Raw genomic sequence first — 18,651 nt, forward strand, 5'->3', positions numbered from 1 at the left:
TCCGCATGACCGTTTGCGCGACGGCAGTTCGTTTCCGAGCCCCTGCGTCTACTTGTAGAACCGTACCGCGGCGGGATTCCCCCGGTCCACGCCCTGGCGGAGTAAGCCGTCGATAGGGGGTGCCACGACGGGAACTAGTGGAGCCGGCTCCATTTCGGAGATCGCCTCGATAGGCTTCGCGATCCCTCTGCCCGCATCGACTGCTGAGGGGGCGCGACCGTTTGCCGGCCGTACCAGCGACCCATGGTTCATCCCCCAGATGGCCGCTTGTGTCCGGTTCTGGACCCGGATCTTGCGCAGGATCGCCTTGACGTGAACTTTCACGGTGGCCTCGGCGATATTGATCTTTCTGGCGACGCACTTGTTGGAATCACCCTCGATAAGGCAGGATAGAATTGCCTTTTCTCGCGGAGAGAGCTGCGGAAGGATCGCGTCCTCTGCAGCGGCGAGGATGGCTTGTTCGCATTCGCTTGGCTCCGCCGTTTCGCGTGCGCGATTGGAATCAAGGGCGAATGACAGGAATGCAGGCGGGAAGACGGTCTCGCCCATCGTCACGAGCTCGACGGATTTGATGAATGCGTCGCACGAATTAACGTTCACGAAGTAGCCGTTCGCCCCTGCTCGAAATGCGGAGGCAAGGTCGACTGGCCGATAATTGTCGGACACGATCGCGATGCGCGCGTCCGGGTACCGATCTTTCACAAATCCGATTTGTTCTATCGCCACGCTGAAGCCATCGCCGGTATGGACGATGAGGAACATCAGTTTCTCTACTTGAAGTGAGCTTGGCAATTCCTCTGGGCGAGAGACCGATATCGGGATGCGAAAAGTCGCCGCGTGCAAAATTCTGGCAATTCCTTCTCGAATTAAAACGCTCTTTCCGATAAGAACTACCTCATGAGATTGATGCCTCCTCATTTGGTCCTCCAGCCAACGCAATGACACAACAGAAACGCAAATCAATTAAGTCTGGCGAGGGATGACCAGCCATTGTTGATGGTTGGCCGTTCTAGCTTCTAGCTATCTTGAGTACTCCGAGCCTTCCCGAACGCCATCGGCAAATCCACCGATCTTGTATTCTTTAGGCTTTTAATAATGTTAGTTGAATTTCCAATCGCCTATATGCCGTTCGTTATAGACGCGGGGGTAGGTCCAGGCCGACGGGCCTCGCGGAACTCGTTTCGCGCGCCGTCTCTGGGTGGCACGGCACGTTGCGAGCTTGAACCTGCCTGGAATTGAACTGCGCGTTAGGCGCCGTCCCTGCATTTTAGCCGGGGGCGGTTGTCTGCGGACCAATTTGATGGAATGCAACTAACAAGAAATGACGGGAATTTGTGCGCCGATGCTGTGAATTGCTTCACGGCGCTTTCTCAGACCAAACCCAAGATGTGGCGCGATCGAGCGCGCGCAATTCGAATAGGGAATTTGGTCATGGCTATTGCACAACACTCAGCACCTATGCCGTCCTTGGTTCGCAGTTACGACGGCATGATTATTTTGGGTTACATGGCGTTCGCCGTAGTGATGCCTGCCGCAATCGACTTTGCCTCGTGAGGTCCAGGCTTCGCTGATGCTGATCTGTCAGCTATGACTTCCTTGTTCCTCTCGAGGCACGCCAGTCTATCTAACTGACCGGCTAAACCCCGCAAGGTTCGGGCGATGTTTTTGAGGACGGCGGCGCGATCCTCAGAAGGGGTAACCTCACGGAAAAGTGTAGAGTAGTGGTCAGCAGCTTCTTGGCACTGTGTGATGCTTATCATCCATAGCCTCTGATGTCGTTCCGGCCACCGACATTCTTGTCATGCATGGCAGACCAGATCTGAGCAAAATTGCTCACCTTGGGGCAGCCTCACTGTTTGCATCGCGTCTGTCGTCTTCCTTCTGAAGACCGTTGTTTTCGAGACGGCCGTCAAGGCGAACTGATTTTCACTGATCCCGAAGGTGGGGCATTCTCTGAAAACGCGATGCTCGCGGTACTTGATCGTCTCGGCTAAGGCTCGCTGCCAAATAACGGGCAACAGCCTACGCCAACGGCTGGCTAGCGGCGTTTAGTTCGTCGCGAAGACGCCGAACGTCCTGTTCGTGGATGGCCTGCGTATCCCTCAGCGTGCCTAAAATCTTGAGGGCGTCCGTGGCGTCATGGCCGCGCTGATGTAGGTCCGTAACCCAGCGTCTCTTGGCGAGCGACAAGGCGCCTTCCTTCGGCGGCGTGCCGTTCAGCTTGGGCCAAGGTGCTTTGGGATCGTGGCCAGGTCCATCGGCTAACAACGCCAGTGGGCTGGAAGCGGTTCGGCGGCGCTGCGCAGAGCTTCTCCGTGGCCATGTTGATGATGCCGGGGCCAAGTGGCATTGCCGAGTCCTAGGGCAAGGTTTTTGCATGTTGCAGGTGAAGCCAAAACGGAACATCGCCGGCCATAGCGGCGGTTGGCTTGGCCGGTAGTCATACTGGCCTGGCGCGGAAGAGATTTAGGGCTGTGCCCACGTTGCGCAATTGCGCCGTGGTTCATCTCGGGCCATTGCAGACTGGTCGCGAGACGGTTTGAGGCATTCCAGCGCATATTGGGACGAAAAGCCGGGGCGTCCTGCTCTGATGTTGCGTCGCAATATGCCGTCGTCTCGGGAGATATTTGAACTGATCCTGCCTTTATGGGTTAGAAATAGGAACAGGTTTGGCGCGTTAAGATTGGGGGGCCTCGGCGGAGGAGTGCCCAATGCGACGTAGCAGCGTAGTCATTGCACACCGGCATCCGATCGTCTTGGTGGGCCTGAGTATCGTGCTCGATGCCCTGGCCGATTTTGAAATCGTTGCATCTTGTAAGAACGCTGCAAGCTGCGTCGAAGCGATTCGTAACTTCGCTCCCGATATCGCGATCGTCGATCCCGCAATGACCGAGTTCGCCGCACTAATGGTTCTTTCGACCCCTACTTCAGAAAATCGTTCGTTGGAAAGTCGTTCGACACATGTGGTCTTTCTTGGCTCAAGTGAAGATTGCGCCATGGTGCTGGAAGCCGCACCCGCAACCTGCAGCATTGTCCTGAAGGACACGGAGCCTGAGGCGCTGGTTGAGTTCTTGCGGCGCATCGCTAATGGCCACAGCTTGTTGCCACCGACGTCGTCCGATCCCGTGGCACCGCAGGGAATGGGGACGAATGCGGAACACATGCTGGCAACCCTCACGTACCGCGAGCGTCAAATCGTGCATCTGGTCTCGAGAGGATTGTCGAACAAGGAAATCGGGCGGCGGTTGAACATTGCCGATGGCACTATCAAACAGCATCTTCACAACATCTTTCAGAAGCTTGAAATCAGCAATCGGACGGTGCTCGCGGCCATTGCCATCTTGCAACATGATCGTACGACCACCTCCGGGGAGAAGGCGCCGCATGCCGGATTGAATCCGACGAGTGACGAGCGCTGGGAGTCGTAACTTTGGGTCAGCATCGGCGCGGCCAGTGATGTAAGCATGTTGTCACGGCGACGCCCCGGCAGCACAGCGGATCAGCTTGAACGAACAGTCTTGAGGGCTGGAGACTGATTTCAAGCGCTGCTTGACTGGCGGTTAGTGTCCGGGAAGCTAAATGGGGTAGTCCGTCGGGACTTGCGGCTGATCCGAAATCGCAGCCCAGGTAGCGGGAGGGAAGTGTAATCATTCGTCATCTGCAGCTCTGGGTCGATCGCGATTTGTCCGTTGTCAGGTAAAGCGAAGTCGCGGGCAACAGATCGGCTCCAGATGCGATCGCAGAGGTGTAGCGGTGTGCTGACTGGATATCGGTACATCGGGAGCGGCGGCCCTGGCCCTTCCTGCCCTGCCCCCAGCGGTCAGGGCCGCTTCTCTGTAGTCGGCCTGCCAAGAGAACTGAAATTCTTGGGTTGAGCTGAAAGCGAGTGCGCGGATTGGCGGTTCCGCGATTTCAACCTTCGCGGAGGCGGAGAAGGCCTGCAACATGATGCTTGAGCATCCGAAGGGGCTGTCGCCGAAATGACATGTCCAGCCTGCGGTCAGGCTAGGTCGACATTCGAGTAATTTAGCCAAGAGGAGAGGTCACCCGCGACGGGGATCCGATTCTCAGCGGTCAGGCAGTGCTACCGGCGTCGACCGTCACCACGGTGCCGGTGATGTTCCGGCCGCCTTCGCCGAGAAGATATTCGACCACGGAAGCGACGTCGTCGGCTTCGGGGCGGTGGCGCAATGCGCTGCGGCTAGCGATGCGTTGGCGGCCTTTTTCGTCCAAGGACCTGGTCAACTCCGTGTCGACGAAGCCGGGCGCGACCGCGTTCACGGTGATGCCGACCCTGCCGACTTCTCGGGCCAGCGAATGGGTGAAGCCGGCAATGGCGGCCTTGGACGCGGCGTACACGGACAGGCCGCTGTAACCCGTCGAGGCGACAATAGAGGAAATGTTGACGATCCGCCCGGCGCCGTTGGCCATCATATGGCGTGCCACGTATTTAGTCAGGATGATCGGCGACAGTACGTTTAGGCGAATCAAGGCCTCAATTTCGGAATTGTGCATGGTGGCCAGCAGCCCATCGGTACCGATTCCGGCGTTGTTGACGAGGCCGTAGATCGCGCCGAATTCGTCGCGCACTGATTTTGCGAAGACCGGAATCGTTTCGGTGAGCCCAAGGTCGCAGGCGCGGAAATGCAGTCGCCGTTGTGCTTCGCCGGCTGCAGCCGCAAGCTGTCCGCTCTCGCGGCGCGCCACCGCGACCACATTGTAGTCGCCGCATGCGGCGAGCCTGCGCGCAATGGCAAGACCGATACCGCGGCTGCCGCCGGTGACGATGACGTTACGCATCGGCGCGCGCCAGTTTCCCGGCTGCCGTGACGTCGAGTCGCTCGACGAAGCGGATCACCGCAGGCACCTTCCATGCAGCCAGGCAATCTTTGCAGCGGCCGAGAATCTCCGTGCGAATCGTCTCGTGGCGCTCGGCATCGGTGCCGTTGGCGAGAATGACGTCGGCGACCACAATGGCGCCGGTGATCGGGCTCCTGCGCGATCGCGCGCGCGACATCTGGACGGAGGCATGCCGGTTGATCACGGCTTCCACCTCCTCCGGATGCACCTTCAGCCCGCCGATGTTGATGATGCCGCCTCGCCGGCCCACGAAATGGTATCGTTCGCCGCGCAGTTCGACCATATCGCCGGTATCGACGAAGCCCTCGGTGTCGGCGAGCGGCGGAGCATCGGTGCCGACATAGGAGCGCGCGGTGCGCCGGGAACGGATCCGCAGTGAGCCGTCGACCACCTTCATCTCAACGCCGGTGTGACTCTGCCCGATCAGGTGGGCAGGAAAACCCTCGCGCCCATCGTCCACGCTGAAAACGACGCCCGCCTCGGTCGAGGCATAGGCATGCCCGATAGACGCACGCGGAAATGCCCCGGCCAGGCCGTCCAGCACTGCCTGGTCAGCGATTTCGCCCGACAGACGGACATAGTCCGGCGAGAAATTGGCGGACGCGCCGCTCATCAGGAGCTTGCGCCAGTGCGATGGCGTCCCTGAGATGTGGGTGACGCCGCCCGCGCGCAGCCGCGCCACATGGGCAGCGACGGCTTCCCCTGGCTCCGAAAGCACCATCGATCCGCCGCCGATCACGGCTCGCAGGAAAATTTGCAGGCCGCCGTAGCGGCGGATGTCGTAGAACGTCGCCCAGGTTGCGTTCCGGTTGCGCGCGGGCCCCTCGGCGATGATCGCGCCAGCGAGCCCATCAAGCGTATGCCGGACAATCTTCGGCAGCCCAGATGTCCCCGAGGTCAGCATCAGCCACTCGGTCGCGCGATCGACCTCCGATCCCATGGCCGGCCGCTCAGGCAGGTCGACGCCGATAACGATGTACTTGCCAGCACTACTTCGATGTAACGGCCGATCGGTGACGATGGTGTCGATATCGGCCTGCTCGAGCAGGACTTGCAGGCGATCCCAATCGAGGTCGGGCGGGCATAGAAGCAGGCGGCGGGCGATGCCGTCTAGCTCGATCATTGCGAGTGCGGACAGCAACTGTCCAGACGTCGCAAGCAGCACGGAGCGGCCGGACAGATCGCAGGATCTACCGGTCAAGCAGCTGTATTGGATTATGTCGGTCAACGATACAGTGTGCCGGGCATCAGAAATCGTGCGGTCCTTCAGCTCCGGGCCGAGATACTCGCGCAACGCGACGATGTCAGGCTGGGACATTCTCGTAGGCTCTGACAAACTCGCCGAGGGTTGACGGGAAGGCTGCGTCCTCGGCGACAGTGAATGGATCGACACCGACTTCGTCCTCGAGCCGCGCAACCAGGATTGCGAATGCCAGCGAATCGAACCCGGTTTCGTTCAGAGACAGATCGTCCTCAAGCGGCGGAAGCGTGACCTTTTGTTCCTCGGCGATCTGCTTCATCGCAGAGAAAATCTTCGACTTGACCGACATGATACACCTCACATTTCGGCTTTCCGAGCCGATGTTAGAGCCTGATTTCGCCCGCAACGATGCGCGCGTAGACCGCCCGGTCGATCGAACGATAGTCGCCGGTCACCGGATCGCGCAGGAACAGCGGATCGTCTACCACCGAAGGATCAAATCCCTCGCGGATCAGCCGCTGATTATTCTGCTTAAAAGTGTCGGTCGCCTCGAGCGCCCGGCACAATCTGACGAATGCCGGAACTGCATAGCGCGGAAGCCGATACAAAAGGTGTTCGCTGAATATCCCGAAATCGAATCCTCCGTCGACCACCAGGGCCGCCATGCCGACTCGGCCATCGGCCCCGGAAACGGCAACCCCATAGGTCGAGGCGTCCAGAACGCCGGGGCAGTCCCTTATTGCGTCGTTCACTTCGCTGGTCGCGACGTTCTCGCCCTTCCAGCGGAAGGTGTCGCCGACGCGGTCGACGAAGTGCAAGTAGCCCTGCTCGTCGCGCAGCATCAGATCACCGGTGCGGAACCACGCGTCGCCCTCGGCGAAGACGTCACGCAGAATCTTCTTCTCGGTCTCCTCGGGATCCGTGTAGCCTTCGAAAGGCCGGCCGTCACGATCGCCATCACTGATACGTCCAACGGCCTCGCCGATCTCGCCAGGTGCGCAGGCGATGCAGAGCCCTGCGACGCTCCGGACCGGGCTGCTGCTGTCGGCATCGATCTTGACGATCGAGGCGGGAAAGCGATGTGCCAGAACCGGCGGGATCCGGCCGATCGCACCGGGTTTTCCTTCGACGTTGTACAGCGAGAAATTGCCTTCCGTTGCGGCATAGAATTCGAGGATTTGCGGAATCGCGAACCGGCTGGCGAACATCTCCCAGATGTCGCCCCGCAATCCGTTGCCGACAGCCAGCCGCAGCCCGTGTCGCGCCTTTTGTTCAGACGCCGGCGCCTTCAGCAAATAGCGGCAGAGCTCGCCAATATATTGGAAAACAGTACAGTTGAAACGTTCGATGTCGTCCCAAAAGCTGCCAGCGGAAAACTTCTCCGCAATCACGACCGATCCGCCCGCGTAGAGCATGCTGCAGGGGGCAGCGACGCCGCCCACGGAATGATGGAGCGGCAGGCAATCGTAGAGACGATCGTCGGTGGACGCGTCCGTAAGTCCGGCAAACCACGCGCCCCAGGTGAGAATGCGGCGATGACTGACGTTCGCGGCCTTCGGTAGCCCCGTGGTGCCCGAGGTGTAGATAAGGAGTGCGCGTCCATCGATCGTGACGTCGCCACGTTCGGTGGAGGACAGCGGACTTGGCTCGAAGGCGGCGAGCGCCGCATCCAGATCGTCGCTTGGGTCGCCGGTGCCGAGGGGCGAAGTCTGCGGCACGCGGTGCAGGTGCGGACGTGCGCTCTCGAACGCATCCACGCAATCGGCAGCGAGGATGAGGTGATCCGCGTGCGCTACGTCGATGCAATGGGCGAGGGACCGGCCGACCAGCCTGGTATTGATCAGTGCCACTGTCCCGCCGACGCTGCTGATGCCGAGCCAGCAGGCGAGGTAGTCCGGCCGGTTCGGCATCATCAGACAGACGGTGCGGCCCGCATGAAGGCCGAGGCTCCGCGCCCAGCGCGCATACCGGTTGATCCGGGCGGTGAGTTCTCCATACGTGAAAGATTGGCCGTCCGAGAGCAAAGCGGGTCGCCTTGGCTGATGCTGTGCCCATTCTTCCACGACGTCGGCGAACAACCGATGCGGATGGGCGTCGACCCGCGCCGTTAGTGCGATGGCTTGCAGCCAGGTCCTGGCGGCGGAGCGTCGGCGCCGCGGAGCGCCGCGTCTGGTGGTCCGCTGCATCACAGCTGCCTTCACGACCGTATCGACGCCCGTGCTCGCCTGCTCGCTGGGCGGCGAGGTTGCAGCCCTAACGACCTCGCAATCCTTGTCGATGCCGCTCGCCAGGTTGTCGAAGCGGAATCTCCGTTCATCCGGCGTCATCCCGACCCGGGTCCGAGTTGGTTGAGGATCATTCGCTCCATCGCCTTCACCGATTGGAAATTTTCGGGCGTGATTTCGAGTTGGGGAAGGATGAGATCAAATTCCGCTTCAATCTTGAGCATTAGCTCGACCATGCCCATCGAGCTCAACCCGATATCCACCAGCCGGGACTCCGGGTGGACATCGGCGGTGATCGCGTTCTGCCGGATGACGTTCCTGACGACGGAGAGAACACGGTCCTGAACGTTGACGACAAAGTCGTGCATTTCACTGGCCCCCTCACCGCAGCCGGGCGTGATCACAATCGGGACGACGATACCCAACTACTCCTCGGGCCAATAGCTCTGCTTCGGAGGTACCTCGCCCGGGAGTGGTAGCTCCTTGACACCCACTTCTGCGCCAACGACGCAGCAAGGGAAGTGGGCTAGCTGTGAATTTTGAGCGGAATCCATCTCGACCGGGCACGCGTCGTCCAACCATGACAACGATGAAATAGGAGGCTTTGGCCCATGAGTGTGCAGGAGGTCCAGTTCCGCAACATCGCCACGGGCATCGGCCGAATAGCATTCTCTCCCGACGGCCCCTCGTTCCGGCAGCGGGCAGCGGTTGTCGCGGAGGTCGCTGCGGCGGAAGCCGAGGCGGTCGATCGTGAGGCACGCTTCCCGCGGAAGGCGATCGACGCGGCGCGCAAGGAGAGACTCCTGGGCGCTCAGATCCCGATCGAGTTCGGTGGAGGCGGAGCGTCTATCTCCGAGGTGGCCGATATGTGCTACGCACTCGGCCGCGCCTGCGCCTCGGCCGGGATGATCTTCGCGATGCATCAGACCAAGGTCGCATGCCTGGTCCGCCACGGAGCGGGCAGCGGCTGGCACGAAAGTCTCATGCGTCGCGTGGCTGCCGAGCAGCTGCTGCTGGCATCTTCGACCACGGAAGGCCAAAACGGCGGGAACATACGCTTCAGTTCGGCCGCAGTGGAGAGCGCTGGCACCGAGATTTCTCTGGTGCGCGACGCGACGGTGATTTCGTACGGAGCCGAGGCCGACGGCATCATCACCATCGCCCGTCGCTCCGACTCCGCTGCCGGATCCGATCAGGTGCTACTGGCCATCACCCGTGACGAATATACGCTGGAGCCCACTCTCGCGTGGGAGACGCTTGGCATGCGTGGGACCTGCAGCGCCGGGTTCAAACTGAATTTCAGGGGTGCTGCGGACCAGATATTCCCCGTGGCATACGAAAAGATTCATGCGCAGACGATGACGCCCGTCGCCCACCTGTGCTGGTCCTCGGTATGGGCAGGGATCGCGGCAGCCGCTGTGGATCGGGCGCAGCTCTTCATCCGCAAGGCCGCGCGTGGGTCGGGCGGCAATATGCCTCCCGGCGCGGCGCACTTCACCGCCGCCAAAATGACGCTGACGAAACTGCGCGCCATCATCGCCGCGAATCTTCAGTTCTATGAAGTTCGCGAACGGGACGAGCGCGCGCTGTCGTCCGTCGACTTCCAGTCCTCGATCAATCTTCTCAAGGTGGAAGCCTCCGAACTCGCGGTGGCAGCCGTCATGCACGCGATGCGCGCCTGCGGCCTGTCCGGTTATCGCAACGACACCGATGTAAGTATTGGCCGCCACCTGCGCGACGTGCTTTCCGCTCCGATCATGATCAACAACGATCGCATCCTCGCCAGCATCGGTACCTCCACGCTGATGAGCACCGTTCCGGACTCTCTATACGATTGACTTTCTCTCAAAAGGAATAGGCCTGATGAACGTGGCCATTGTTAAAGAACCGGCTGACTCCACTCTGTCTCCGGCCGATCCGTTGGACCATCTCGCCGATGCGCTGTTCCACGAGATGGGCTCTCCCGGCGTCTATGGCCGCACGGCGCTCTATGAGGACGTCGTGGAGCGAATTGCGGCGGTGATCTCACGGAATCGCGAACTGAACACTGAGGTGATGCGCTTCCCGCCGGTCATGAGCCGCGCCCAGCTTGAGAGGTCGGGCTATCTGAAGAGCTTTCCCAACCTCCTCGGTTGCGTCTGTGGCTTGCACGGCACGGAAAGCGAGATCGACGCGGCGGTCAGCCGCTTCGATGCCGGCGTTGACTGGACCGCGTCGTTATCGCCGGCCGATCTTGTTCTGTCGCCGGCCGCCTGCTATCCGGTCTATCCGATCGCGGCGAGCCGAGGTCCCGTGCCGGCAGGCGGTTGGAGCTTCGATGTGGCCGCCGAGTGCTTCCGTCGCGAGCCCTCGCGCCACCTCGACCGGCTGCAGTCCTTCAGGATGCGCGAATTCGTCTGCATCGGTAGCGCCGATCACGTCTCGGCGTTTCGGGAGCGCTGGATCATACGCGCCCAGAAGATCGCCCGAGATCTCGGGCTAACCTTCAGGGTCGACTATGCCAACGACCCGTTCTTCGGCCGGGTCGGTCAGATGATGGCGGTGAGCCAAAAGCAGCAGTCGCTGAAGTTCGAACTGCTGGTGCCTCTTCGCTCCGAGGAGCGGCCGACCGCCTGCATGAGCTTCAACTACCATCGGGATCATTTCGGCACTGCCTGGGGCCTCGTCGATGCTGCCTCCGAGCCGGCCCACACCGCCTGCGTGGCCTTTGGGATGGACCGTCTCGCCGTCGCCATGTTCCACACCCACGGCAATGACGTCACCTTGTGGCCGAGCGCAGTGCGGAATCTGCTGGGCTTCGCGCAGACCGATCGCCGGGCGCCGTCAGTATTAGAGGGGGTCCGATGCGCCAAGGAAGTCGGGAGCTAGCCCGGGATCGAAGAGCCGAAGGCCAGCCTCCATGAAGAGAGAGACTCTCGCCGTCCACGGCGGCTTCGAAAGCGATCCCGCAACGAAAGCCGTTGCCGTGCCGATCTACCAGACGGCCTCGTACGCATTCGACAGCGCCGACCATGGAGCCGCGCTCTTCAACCTTGAAGTGGACGGCTTCCGCTATACCCGGATCGGCAATCCGACCAACGCGGTGCTGGAGAAGCGCGTCGCCGCCCTGGAAGGAGGCATCGAGGCGCTCAGCGTGGCCTGTGGTCAGGCCGCGGTGAACTATGCGGTGGTCAACATCACGGAGATGGGCAGCAACATCGTCTCGGTTCCGCAGCTCTACGGCACGACGCATACGCTGTTCGCATACATCCTGCCGAGGCAGGGCATCACGGTCCGGTTTTCGGAAGACGACCGGTCGGCGAGCGTCGAAAAACTGATCGACGATGATACGCGGGCGGTGTTCTGTGAGAGCGTCGGAAATCCGGCCGGAAACGTCTGCGACATCGAAGCAATGGCCGACGTCGCGCACAGGCACGGCGTTCCGCTGATCGTCGACAACACGGTGCCGACACCGATCCTGCTCAGGCCGATCGAATACGGCGCAGACATCGTGGTGGAGTCGCTCACGAAATTCATGGGCGGGCATGGGACCACGCTCGGTGGAATTATCGTCGACAGCGGCAGGTTCCCGTGGGCGGAGCATCGCCGGCGCTTCCCGATGATGAATGAGCCGGAGAAATCGTACCACGGGCTGGTCTTTACCGAGCGCTACGGGGCCGCCGCTTACATTGCCCGTTGCCGTGCCGTCTCCCAGAGGACCACCGGCGCCGTCCTGGCGCCGATGAACGCGTTTCTGCTACTCCAGGGCATTGAGACCGTCGCGCTCCGGATCGAGCGGCACGTCGAGAATGGCGAAAAGGTCGCACAGTTCTTGCGCAATGACCGCCGTGTCGGGTGGGTGAATTATGCGGGCTTTCACGGCGGCCCCTATTACGAGTTGATGCAGAAGTATCTAGGTGGTCGGGCGTGTTCGCTGCTGACTTTTGGCGTGGCTGGAGGCTTCGAGGCGGGCAAGCGGTTCTACGACGCGCTGAAGCTCTGTAAGCGGCTGGTCAATATTGGCGACGCGAAAACGCTCGCCTGCCATCCCGCATCGACAACGCACCGGCAGATGTCGCCCGAAGAACAGGACAAAGCCGGCGTGCGGCCCGAGATGATCAGACTGAGCGTCGGAATCGAGCACATCGACGACATCGTCGCGGATCTCGATCAGGCTCTCTGTGCCGCGAATTGATGTTTCGTAAAGCATGAAGGCATTCGGATGACTGTCCTAATCGACATAGATTCGTACGAGCACCACCTCTTCTCGAGAGTATCGAACAGAGGTGCTTGTGCGACGGCGTCACCCGGAAATCGGGTGGATTGCCTCGACATCGGGCTCATCAACAACATGTCGGATGCTGCCTTGATGTCGACCGAGCGCCAGATCTTCGACCTGCTCGATGCGGCGGCCGGACGACTTAGCGTCAGGCTGCATTTCTATACGATGGAGGCGACTCCCCGTTCCGAATGGGGACGCGACTACGTGCGTCGATACTATCGCGGCATCGACGATCTGCTGAAAGGAAGCCTGGATGGAGTGATCGTGACCGGTGCCGAGCCGAGAGCTGCCAGTCTGACGGAAGAGCCATATTGGACCACCTTCGCCGAGATCGCCGACTGGGCCAGGGAGAATACCGTGTCGTCGGTGTTTTCCTGTCTGGCCGTCCATGGGGCCGTCCTGCATATGGACGGCATTGCGCGCCACAAGCTGCCTACCAAATGCTTCGGCGTCTTCGCTCAAACAAAGACGAGACATCATCCCTTGATGCACGATGTGCCGAGGACCTTCCGAATACCGCACGCCCGGTGGAACGAGGTGCAGGAGGAGGATCTCTCGAACTGCGGATATTCGGTTCTCACTTGGTCGGCGGAGGCTGGGGTCGACTGCTTCGTCAAGCAGCAGAAGAAGAGCCTTTTCGTCCATTTCCAGGGCCATCCGGAATACGAAACCCGGACCCTATTGGGCGAATACAGGAGAGATATGGGACGCTTCCTCCGCGGAGAGAATGAAGTCTGTCCGACGATACCGAGGGGTTATTTGGACGAGGAAGCGAAAGAGATGCTGATCGCTTTTCGACAGAAAGCCCTTTCCGGCAGACGCCCGGAGCTTTTCGCCGACTTTCCAGCCGATCAGACGGCGAAGGATCTGAGCAACGTCTGGCATCAGCCAGCCAAGCGCATATACCGCAACTGGTTGCTGTACATGGTGTCGCAGCGAGCTGGACGCACAAAGCCGCTGGGGGCGCGAGAAGCTGTTCTCTCCGCAACCGGGATTCCGGCGCGTCGTCATGGACGCAAGTTGGTCGTCGCTCGATCTGCTCATCTGGCGCGCTCGCCAAACCTGATGACCAGAAAGAAGCTGGGATATTATGAGTGAGAGTTCGGGCCATGATCCGATGCCGCGAGATAGGAGCAGCCGATCTTGACGCCATCGCCGATCTTCTGACACGCGGATTTCCGATCCGCTCGCGCAACTACTGGATCGACGGACTCCGGCGCCTGTCTGTGCGGGAGACGCCCGACAATTTCCCGCGCTTCGGCTACATGCTCGAGCATGACCGCAGGCCCGTCGGCGCTCTTCTGTTGATCCACACCGCACGGAATGATGACGGCTGTGCCTCCATTCGCTGCAATCTCTCCAGCTGGTACCTGGAACCTGCTTTTCGCAGCTATGCGCCGATGCTGACCAAGGTCGCGCAGCGCAACAAGGACGTCACCTACGTCAATATCAGTCCGGCGCAATGGACCTGGCGCGCCATCGAAGCGCAGGGATTCCGGCGCTATTGCGGCGGGTTATTTTTCTCTTTTCCGGCGGTGTCGCGTCCGGTCAAGGCTATGCGCGTCGAAGTCGTCGGGCCGGACGCACAGACGGTCGACGGCTTGTCCGAAGCCGACGGCGCGCTGCTAGCACGTCACGCAGCTTACGGCTGCCTCAGCCTGGTATGCCGCGCCGCCGATGGCCCCGCCTTTCCGTTTGTCCTGCAGCCGATGCGCGTCGGTCGCATCAGGCTGCCGGCGATGCAGATGATCTATTGCCCCGATGTGGCCGATTATGTCGCGTGCGCCGGCGCTATCGGCCGCTTCTTGCTGCGGCGCGGCAGGATATCGATTGCACTCGACGCCAACGGCCCCGTAGTTGCCCTCGTCGGCATCTACAGGAAGCAGATCGGCTGCAAATACTTCAAGGGTCCTCATTGCCCCCGGCTTGCCGATCTATCGGATTCCGAACTGGTGATTTACGGACCATAGTTCAGTCGTCCCAAATTGGAGATTCGTCATGGATCCCGGCAACAGCTCCGTCAGTCATTCGCGGACACTGAAATTCTTCCGGGCCAGTGGCACGAGGGTAACGTGCCGATCTTGGGGCCACGCACCCATGGGCTCTGGCTCCCCTCGATCGCGTTCGATGGCGCGCGCACCTTCGAAGGCGTTCGACCTTGATCGTCATTGCGCCCGCGTCAATCAATCCGCGGTCAACTTCGGGCTCAAAGTCGTCGATCTCGGCACGTGGCTCGGACTGTCGCGTGAAGGCATCGCTCGTTTCCCAGTCGATGCCGAACCGTACATTTGCCCGATGTACTGGCCGCAGAACGGTGTTGCGGAAAGTGCGCTGAGCCGAGGCAACTCGTACACGCCTCAGTATGGCTGAATGAGCCAATCCCATTGATGTTGCCATCGAGAATCGGATGCGCAGCTGGCGCATCCTGCGGGGACGTCATCCTGCAGGATGCGGCGTTCAGAGCCGGAAATGGCGGCCGTCAGCGGCAGACATAAGCCCCGTTGACCAGCACGCGGACGCATGCCGTGCCGACCGCGGCCGCGCCGACGGCCGCACCGCCAACCACCGCGCGCCTGGTCGTGCGGCGTGCAACGCCGGCCACCGACACTGGCGTGAGGGGCCGTCCGACGCGTGCCTGGGCCTCGCCCAGCGATAGCGAAAGGCCTTCGTCAGCTGACCAGCCAAGCGAACCAGATACTCCGAGGGCGATCACGGCAACAGCGAGTAGGAGCTTTCCGAGCATGCCACGCTTCATGATGGTCTCCATTCTGTGAGAGTGAATTTGGATCGATCCATGGACTGGTGCTCCGACCATTGATCAAGGTCAAGGAACTCGGAGAAATGTCCCAAGCGGTCGGTGACAGGCTCCGAGGCGGCATGGCGCTACTCGATCTGCGCTTCATCATCTCTGTCGTTTGGTCCGTTGGCCCGTGTTGCGCCGCGACAAATTTGCCGAATGCGAAGCAAAATCTGGCAACGACACCACTTCTCAATCCGTGCTCATCATGAAGCGTCTCGTCCGCCAGGCGTGACCAGCTTCTTGCCTCGGCCATCCACGCGGATCGGTTTTCCGGATCCCGGCTCGCAAGCTGCCGGCAAAGTGCTGCGCGCGAACTCAGCTCGAACTGACTCATCATCGGCCCTCCCTGCCAGAAGCTCGATGTACACCACGAGAGTCCTACGCTGCGAGCCGCGCCCGTCCAATTGCTCTCGTGGTCATTGTACCAAAGTGCATGTCACCGGAGCTGACCAAGCTGTGCAGCGTCGCGCGAGGCAACGTCGCTAAAACCCGATTCGTTGATCTGGCTCAAGCGAAGCCGGGCGGCAATGCGATGAACATCAGCCTGCTGAAGCATGCGTGCGCGAACGCCCCGCAAGCCTCGGCAAGTGCTTCGCCAGGGATACGCCGCGGCAGATGCAACGGCGGTTCGATTTAGGCAACCACGCCCATGCAGGTTGCGTTGTTTCGCCAATGTTGCCGCCGCCGGCCGTTGCTTTCCGGACGAAAAACCGCGGCAATGATGGCGCCGACAATGCCCGTCTCGTCATACCTGGTCTATGTCGGCGGTGCGTTGCTGGCGCTGCTCTTCATTGCGGATGCCTTTCTTCTGGATCGGCCCGCCATGCGCGGCGGGCCCGGTGCTTCGGTCGCCATCCGCATCCATTCCAATTTGAAATTGCCGGAGCGAGTCGTTCTCGACACCAGCCAGCCCACGATCGTGCCGACGGACATCGCGAAGGCGGAGCTTGCTGCCCCGCCCGGCGCCGACTCCCGAGAGATACGCGCGCAGGAGGCATTTGCCCAGCTTCGACCGCTCGATGCAGAACGACTGCAATCGCGTCAGTCGACAAAGCCTGAAGCGAAGCCGCAGCGTCAAAGCAAAATTGCAAGAAGGCACATCGAAAGACGCATCCGGCTCGTTGCGCGACCGCCGCAATTTGGCTGGTTCGGGTCCCAGTTGTGGTGAGCATGGCCGGTCCGATCGCTGGGTCTGAGCGGCCATGGCAACGACGCTGATCGCTGACGACGATCAATGCACGTCGAGCAATTGACGACTGAAACGTCCTCGAGATCGGGAGATCGCAGACATGCGTGAAACTTCAAGGTGTGAACCAGTCGCTCGCCGAGAGGCTCTTTCGCTGCCGGGATTGGCCGCGGCGCTCGGATTGGCGCCATCCGGCACGTTCCTGTTCGGAATACAAGCGCTGGCGCAGACGGTCGGCATGGAACGACGCCAGGAGAGACGGGGAAGCACGTCATGAGCGGCGCACGAGACGCACCGAGCGTCGCGAAGAGCGGCGCAACCAGGACGACGACATGATCTCACTGGTCATTTTGGGTCGACAGATATCCGCTTGATCGCGATACGGGAGCTGGCGGATGCCGCAGATCTGGTACGTTACCTTCGAAGTGCACAGGCGTGGGACCTTGCCGAAGCGGCGAAGTCCCCGGGAGACCCGCACATTCGAGAACGAAGAAGAAGCGCGGGCTTTTGCGCGAGAGAAGTTCAATGAAGGATTGATCGTGTTCGCAGGCACGCTCAATCCCTCTTTGCCGCGACGGCTGATCCCCTCGAGCGACATCCCGTCCTGGATCGAGCAAGACGAGGAGGTCTCCGGGGCCAAGCGCGACCTGGAAAGATAGTCGACGCAATCGCATCCGATCCTTGCCTGTCACGAGAAGCGAACCCTGGCGGGCAGGCTGCTTTCCGTCATTCGGACCAAGTCATCAACGGTCAAGTCATCAGCGGACAGGTCGTTCGTGCCGGCCGGCGAGACAGATTAGGGTCGAGTTTCAGTGCCGAGTTCGAAAAGTCTTGAGTGTTGCCATTATGGCACGGGGAGATCGAACGCTCGCCCGTAGAGTTTCAGCCGGAAGTTGGGGGATGATTGCATTGCAACAACCCGCCGTTTCGAGCAATCAGAGACGGCCGGCAAGGAGAGCACACAATGAGAAGGCTTCTGCTGACAACCGTTGGTCTGGTGGCGCTGTGCGCGGGGGGGACCGCCATGGCTGCCGATATGGCCGTAAAGGCTCCGCCACCGGCACCGATTATTCCGATCTACAATTGGACCGGCTTCTATATCGGCGGCAATGGTGGCTGGGCGCAGAACCACAACTGCGTTGATTTCCTTGACGCGGCCGGCGTAGCCGTCGCTTCCGGCTGCCGCGATCGGTCCGGTGGCGTCATCGGTGGCCAGCTCGGTTATCGCTGGCAAGCCAGCCAGTGGGTGTTTGGTCTGGAAGCTCAAGGCGATTGGGCGGATCTCAGCAACCAGCGCGTCAGCCTGATCGATGCGACGCTGTCCACGCGCTCCAAGACCAGTGCCATCGGCCTCTTCACCGGCCAGATCGGTTACGCCTGGAATGCGTCGCTGCTCTATGTGAAGGGCGGCGCGGCGGTCACCGACAACCGCCTCAGCATTCTTGACACGCCCTCCGGCACCGAGCTGGTCGCGCAAAGCGCAACCCGCTGGGGTGGCGTCATTGGTGTTGGGTTCGAGTATGGCTTCACGCCGAACTGGTCGGTGGGTCTCGAATACGACCATTTGTTCATGGGACACCGGAATAATTCGTTCACGATCGCTGATCCGCGACTTGCCGCCTTTGTCAACGACCGGGTCACCCAGGACGTCGATATGGTCACCGTGCGCTTCAACTACCGCTTCGGTAGCTATGGCAACCCGGTCGTCGCGAGGTACTGAGCTCTCCCGGTCTGAGGTCTTCAGGGGGCCGGCAGCAGTGCCGGCCCTGATTTTTCCGGGGCTATCGCAGCAGGCCGATCAGCGCCTGCCAACGCGATCGACTGGACCGCCGCGATTGGCCGGAGTGCCGGGCCGCACTGCCTCGCGTGCAACTGCGCCCGCGACGGGTCTGGGCCGCAGCACGACGCCCGCCCGCGCGACACAGCTGGGTGGATAGTCGACATATTGGCAGTACACCACGGCATTGGCGCTTTCAGAACTCGCGAAGACGTATCCGATCATCACCAACGCGACGGCTAATCCGATTGATGGCTTCATTTCCGGCCTCCTCTGGATTGGAGCCGTAGTCGATGCCTGCGCTCTGCGTGCGAGTTGATCCAGATCAACGAAAGTGTAGC

Annotated in this window: 17 protein-coding genes and 1 pseudogene; 10 read left to right on the forward strand and 8 right to left on the reverse strand. The window is 61.0% G+C overall.

The genetic code is table 11. The features are described from left to right. Positions 1-48: 48 nt before the first annotated feature. Complete coding sequence (locus OC450_RS03585; protein WP_249129144.1) at positions 49-762, reverse strand: LuxR C-terminal-related transcriptional regulator; 714 nt, start codon at positions 760-762, stop codon at positions 49-51. A 1,949-nt stretch (positions 763-2,711) separates the two neighbouring features. Between OC450_RS03585 and OC450_RS03590 the strand changes: the two genes are divergently transcribed. Next, positions 2,712-3,428 carry a LuxR C-terminal-related transcriptional regulator gene (locus OC450_RS03590; protein WP_211384719.1) on the forward strand — a complete coding sequence of 239 codons (717 nt, stop codon included), beginning with the start codon at positions 2,712-2,714 and terminating at the stop codon, positions 3,426-3,428. Positions 3,429-4,074: 646 nt separating this feature from the next. On the opposite strand, the gene OC450_RS03595 is transcribed toward OC450_RS03590, so the two are convergent. From OC450_RS03595 to OC450_RS03615, 5 genes are all read right to left on the reverse strand, one after another. After that, a complete protein-coding gene (locus OC450_RS03595) occupies positions 4,075-4,800 on the reverse strand; it encodes an SDR family NAD(P)-dependent oxidoreductase (RefSeq protein ID WP_262047184.1) in 726 nt (241 codons plus the stop codon). Next, entirely contained in the window at positions 4,793-6,178 is a 1,386-nt protein-coding gene (locus OC450_RS03600; RefSeq protein ID WP_211384721.1) for an AMP-binding protein, read from the reverse strand. Before OC450_RS03600 ends, OC450_RS03595 begins: the two co-directional genes overlap by 8 nt. After that, a complete protein-coding gene (locus tag OC450_RS03605; protein WP_211384722.1) occupies positions 6,165-6,410 on the reverse strand; it encodes an acyl carrier protein in 246 nt (81 codons plus the stop codon). The genes OC450_RS03600 and OC450_RS03605 overlap by 14 nt, the downstream gene beginning before the upstream one ends. Before the next feature lie 34 nt (positions 6,411-6,444). Then, positions 6,445-8,247, reverse strand: coding sequence for a long-chain-acyl-CoA synthetase (locus OC450_RS03610; protein ID WP_262047234.1), 1,803 nt, complete (start codon positions 8,245-8,247; stop codon positions 6,445-6,447). A gap of 137 nt (positions 8,248-8,384) precedes the next feature. Further along, the gene (locus OC450_RS03615; RefSeq protein ID WP_211384822.1) at positions 8,385-8,654 is read right to left on the reverse strand and encodes a phosphopantetheine-binding protein; all 270 of its coding nucleotides are present in this window, start codon (positions 8,652-8,654) and stop codon (positions 8,385-8,387) included. Between the two features lie 243 nt (positions 8,655-8,897). Here OC450_RS03615 and OC450_RS03620 point away from each other — a divergent pair, with 243 nt between their 5' ends. The 6 genes and pseudogenes from OC450_RS03620 to OC450_RS03645 all read left to right on the forward strand — a co-directional run. Next, entirely contained in the window at positions 8,898-10,124 is a 1,227-nt protein-coding gene (locus OC450_RS03620; RefSeq protein WP_262047185.1) for an acyl-CoA dehydrogenase family protein, read from the forward strand. Between the two features lie 25 nt (positions 10,125-10,149). Next, positions 10,150-11,154, forward strand: coding sequence for an amino acid--[acyl-carrier-protein] ligase (locus tag OC450_RS03625; RefSeq protein WP_262047186.1), 1,005 nt, complete (start codon positions 10,150-10,152; stop codon positions 11,152-11,154). A gap of 31 nt (positions 11,155-11,185) precedes the next feature. Beyond that, positions 11,186-12,460 (forward strand): O-acetylhomoserine aminocarboxypropyltransferase/cysteine synthase family protein, encoded by a 1,275-nt coding sequence (locus OC450_RS03630; RefSeq protein WP_211384725.1) that lies wholly within the window; start codon positions 11,186-11,188, stop codon positions 12,458-12,460. Between the two features lie 27 nt (positions 12,461-12,487). Next, entirely contained in the window at positions 12,488-13,645 is a 1,158-nt protein-coding gene (locus OC450_RS03635; protein ID WP_262047187.1) for a homoserine O-succinyltransferase, read from the forward strand. 11 nt (positions 13,646-13,656) lie between these two features. Then, positions 13,657-14,517 carry an acyl-CoA acyltransferase gene (locus OC450_RS03640; RefSeq protein ID WP_211384727.1) on the forward strand — a complete coding sequence of 287 codons (861 nt, stop codon included), beginning with the start codon at positions 13,657-13,659 and terminating at the stop codon, positions 14,515-14,517. Between the two features lie 28 nt (positions 14,518-14,545). Then, positions 14,546-14,881, forward strand: a pseudogene (locus OC450_RS03645) (branched chain amino acid aminotransferase); the annotation flags it as partial. A gap of 145 nt (positions 14,882-15,026) precedes the next feature. Here OC450_RS03645 and OC450_RS03650 read toward each other — a convergent pair. Next, complete coding sequence (locus tag OC450_RS03650) at positions 15,027-15,302, reverse strand: hypothetical protein (RefSeq protein WP_211384728.1); 276 nt, start codon at positions 15,300-15,302, stop codon at positions 15,027-15,029. 694 nt (positions 15,303-15,996) lie between these two features. Here OC450_RS03650 and OC450_RS03655 point away from each other — a divergent pair. From OC450_RS03655 to OC450_RS03665, 3 genes are all read left to right on the forward strand, one after another. After that, positions 15,997-16,515, forward strand: a complete 519-nt coding sequence (locus tag OC450_RS03655) for a hypothetical protein (protein WP_249129145.1) — start codon at positions 15,997-15,999, stop codon at positions 16,513-16,515. 413 nt (positions 16,516-16,928) lie between these two features. Beyond that, positions 16,929-17,192 carry a hypothetical protein gene (locus OC450_RS03660; RefSeq protein WP_211384729.1) on the forward strand — a complete coding sequence of 88 codons (264 nt, stop codon included), beginning with the start codon at positions 16,929-16,931 and terminating at the stop codon, positions 17,190-17,192. A gap of 305 nt (positions 17,193-17,497) precedes the next feature. Next, entirely contained in the window at positions 17,498-18,253 is a 756-nt protein-coding gene (locus tag OC450_RS03665) for an outer membrane protein (RefSeq protein WP_211384730.1), read from the forward strand. 78 nt (positions 18,254-18,331) lie between these two features. Here OC450_RS03665 and OC450_RS03670 read toward each other — a convergent pair whose 3' ends face one another. Next, the gene (locus OC450_RS03670) at positions 18,332-18,571 is read right to left on the reverse strand and encodes a hypothetical protein (protein WP_211384731.1); all 240 of its coding nucleotides are present in this window, start codon (positions 18,569-18,571) and stop codon (positions 18,332-18,334) included. Between the last annotated feature and the right edge of the window lie 80 nt (positions 18,572-18,651).

It is taken from the genome of Bradyrhizobium sp. Bra78 (assembly GCF_024519855.1).
Lineage (GTDB): Bacteria > Pseudomonadota > Alphaproteobacteria > Rhizobiales > Xanthobacteraceae > Bradyrhizobium > Bradyrhizobium japonicum_G.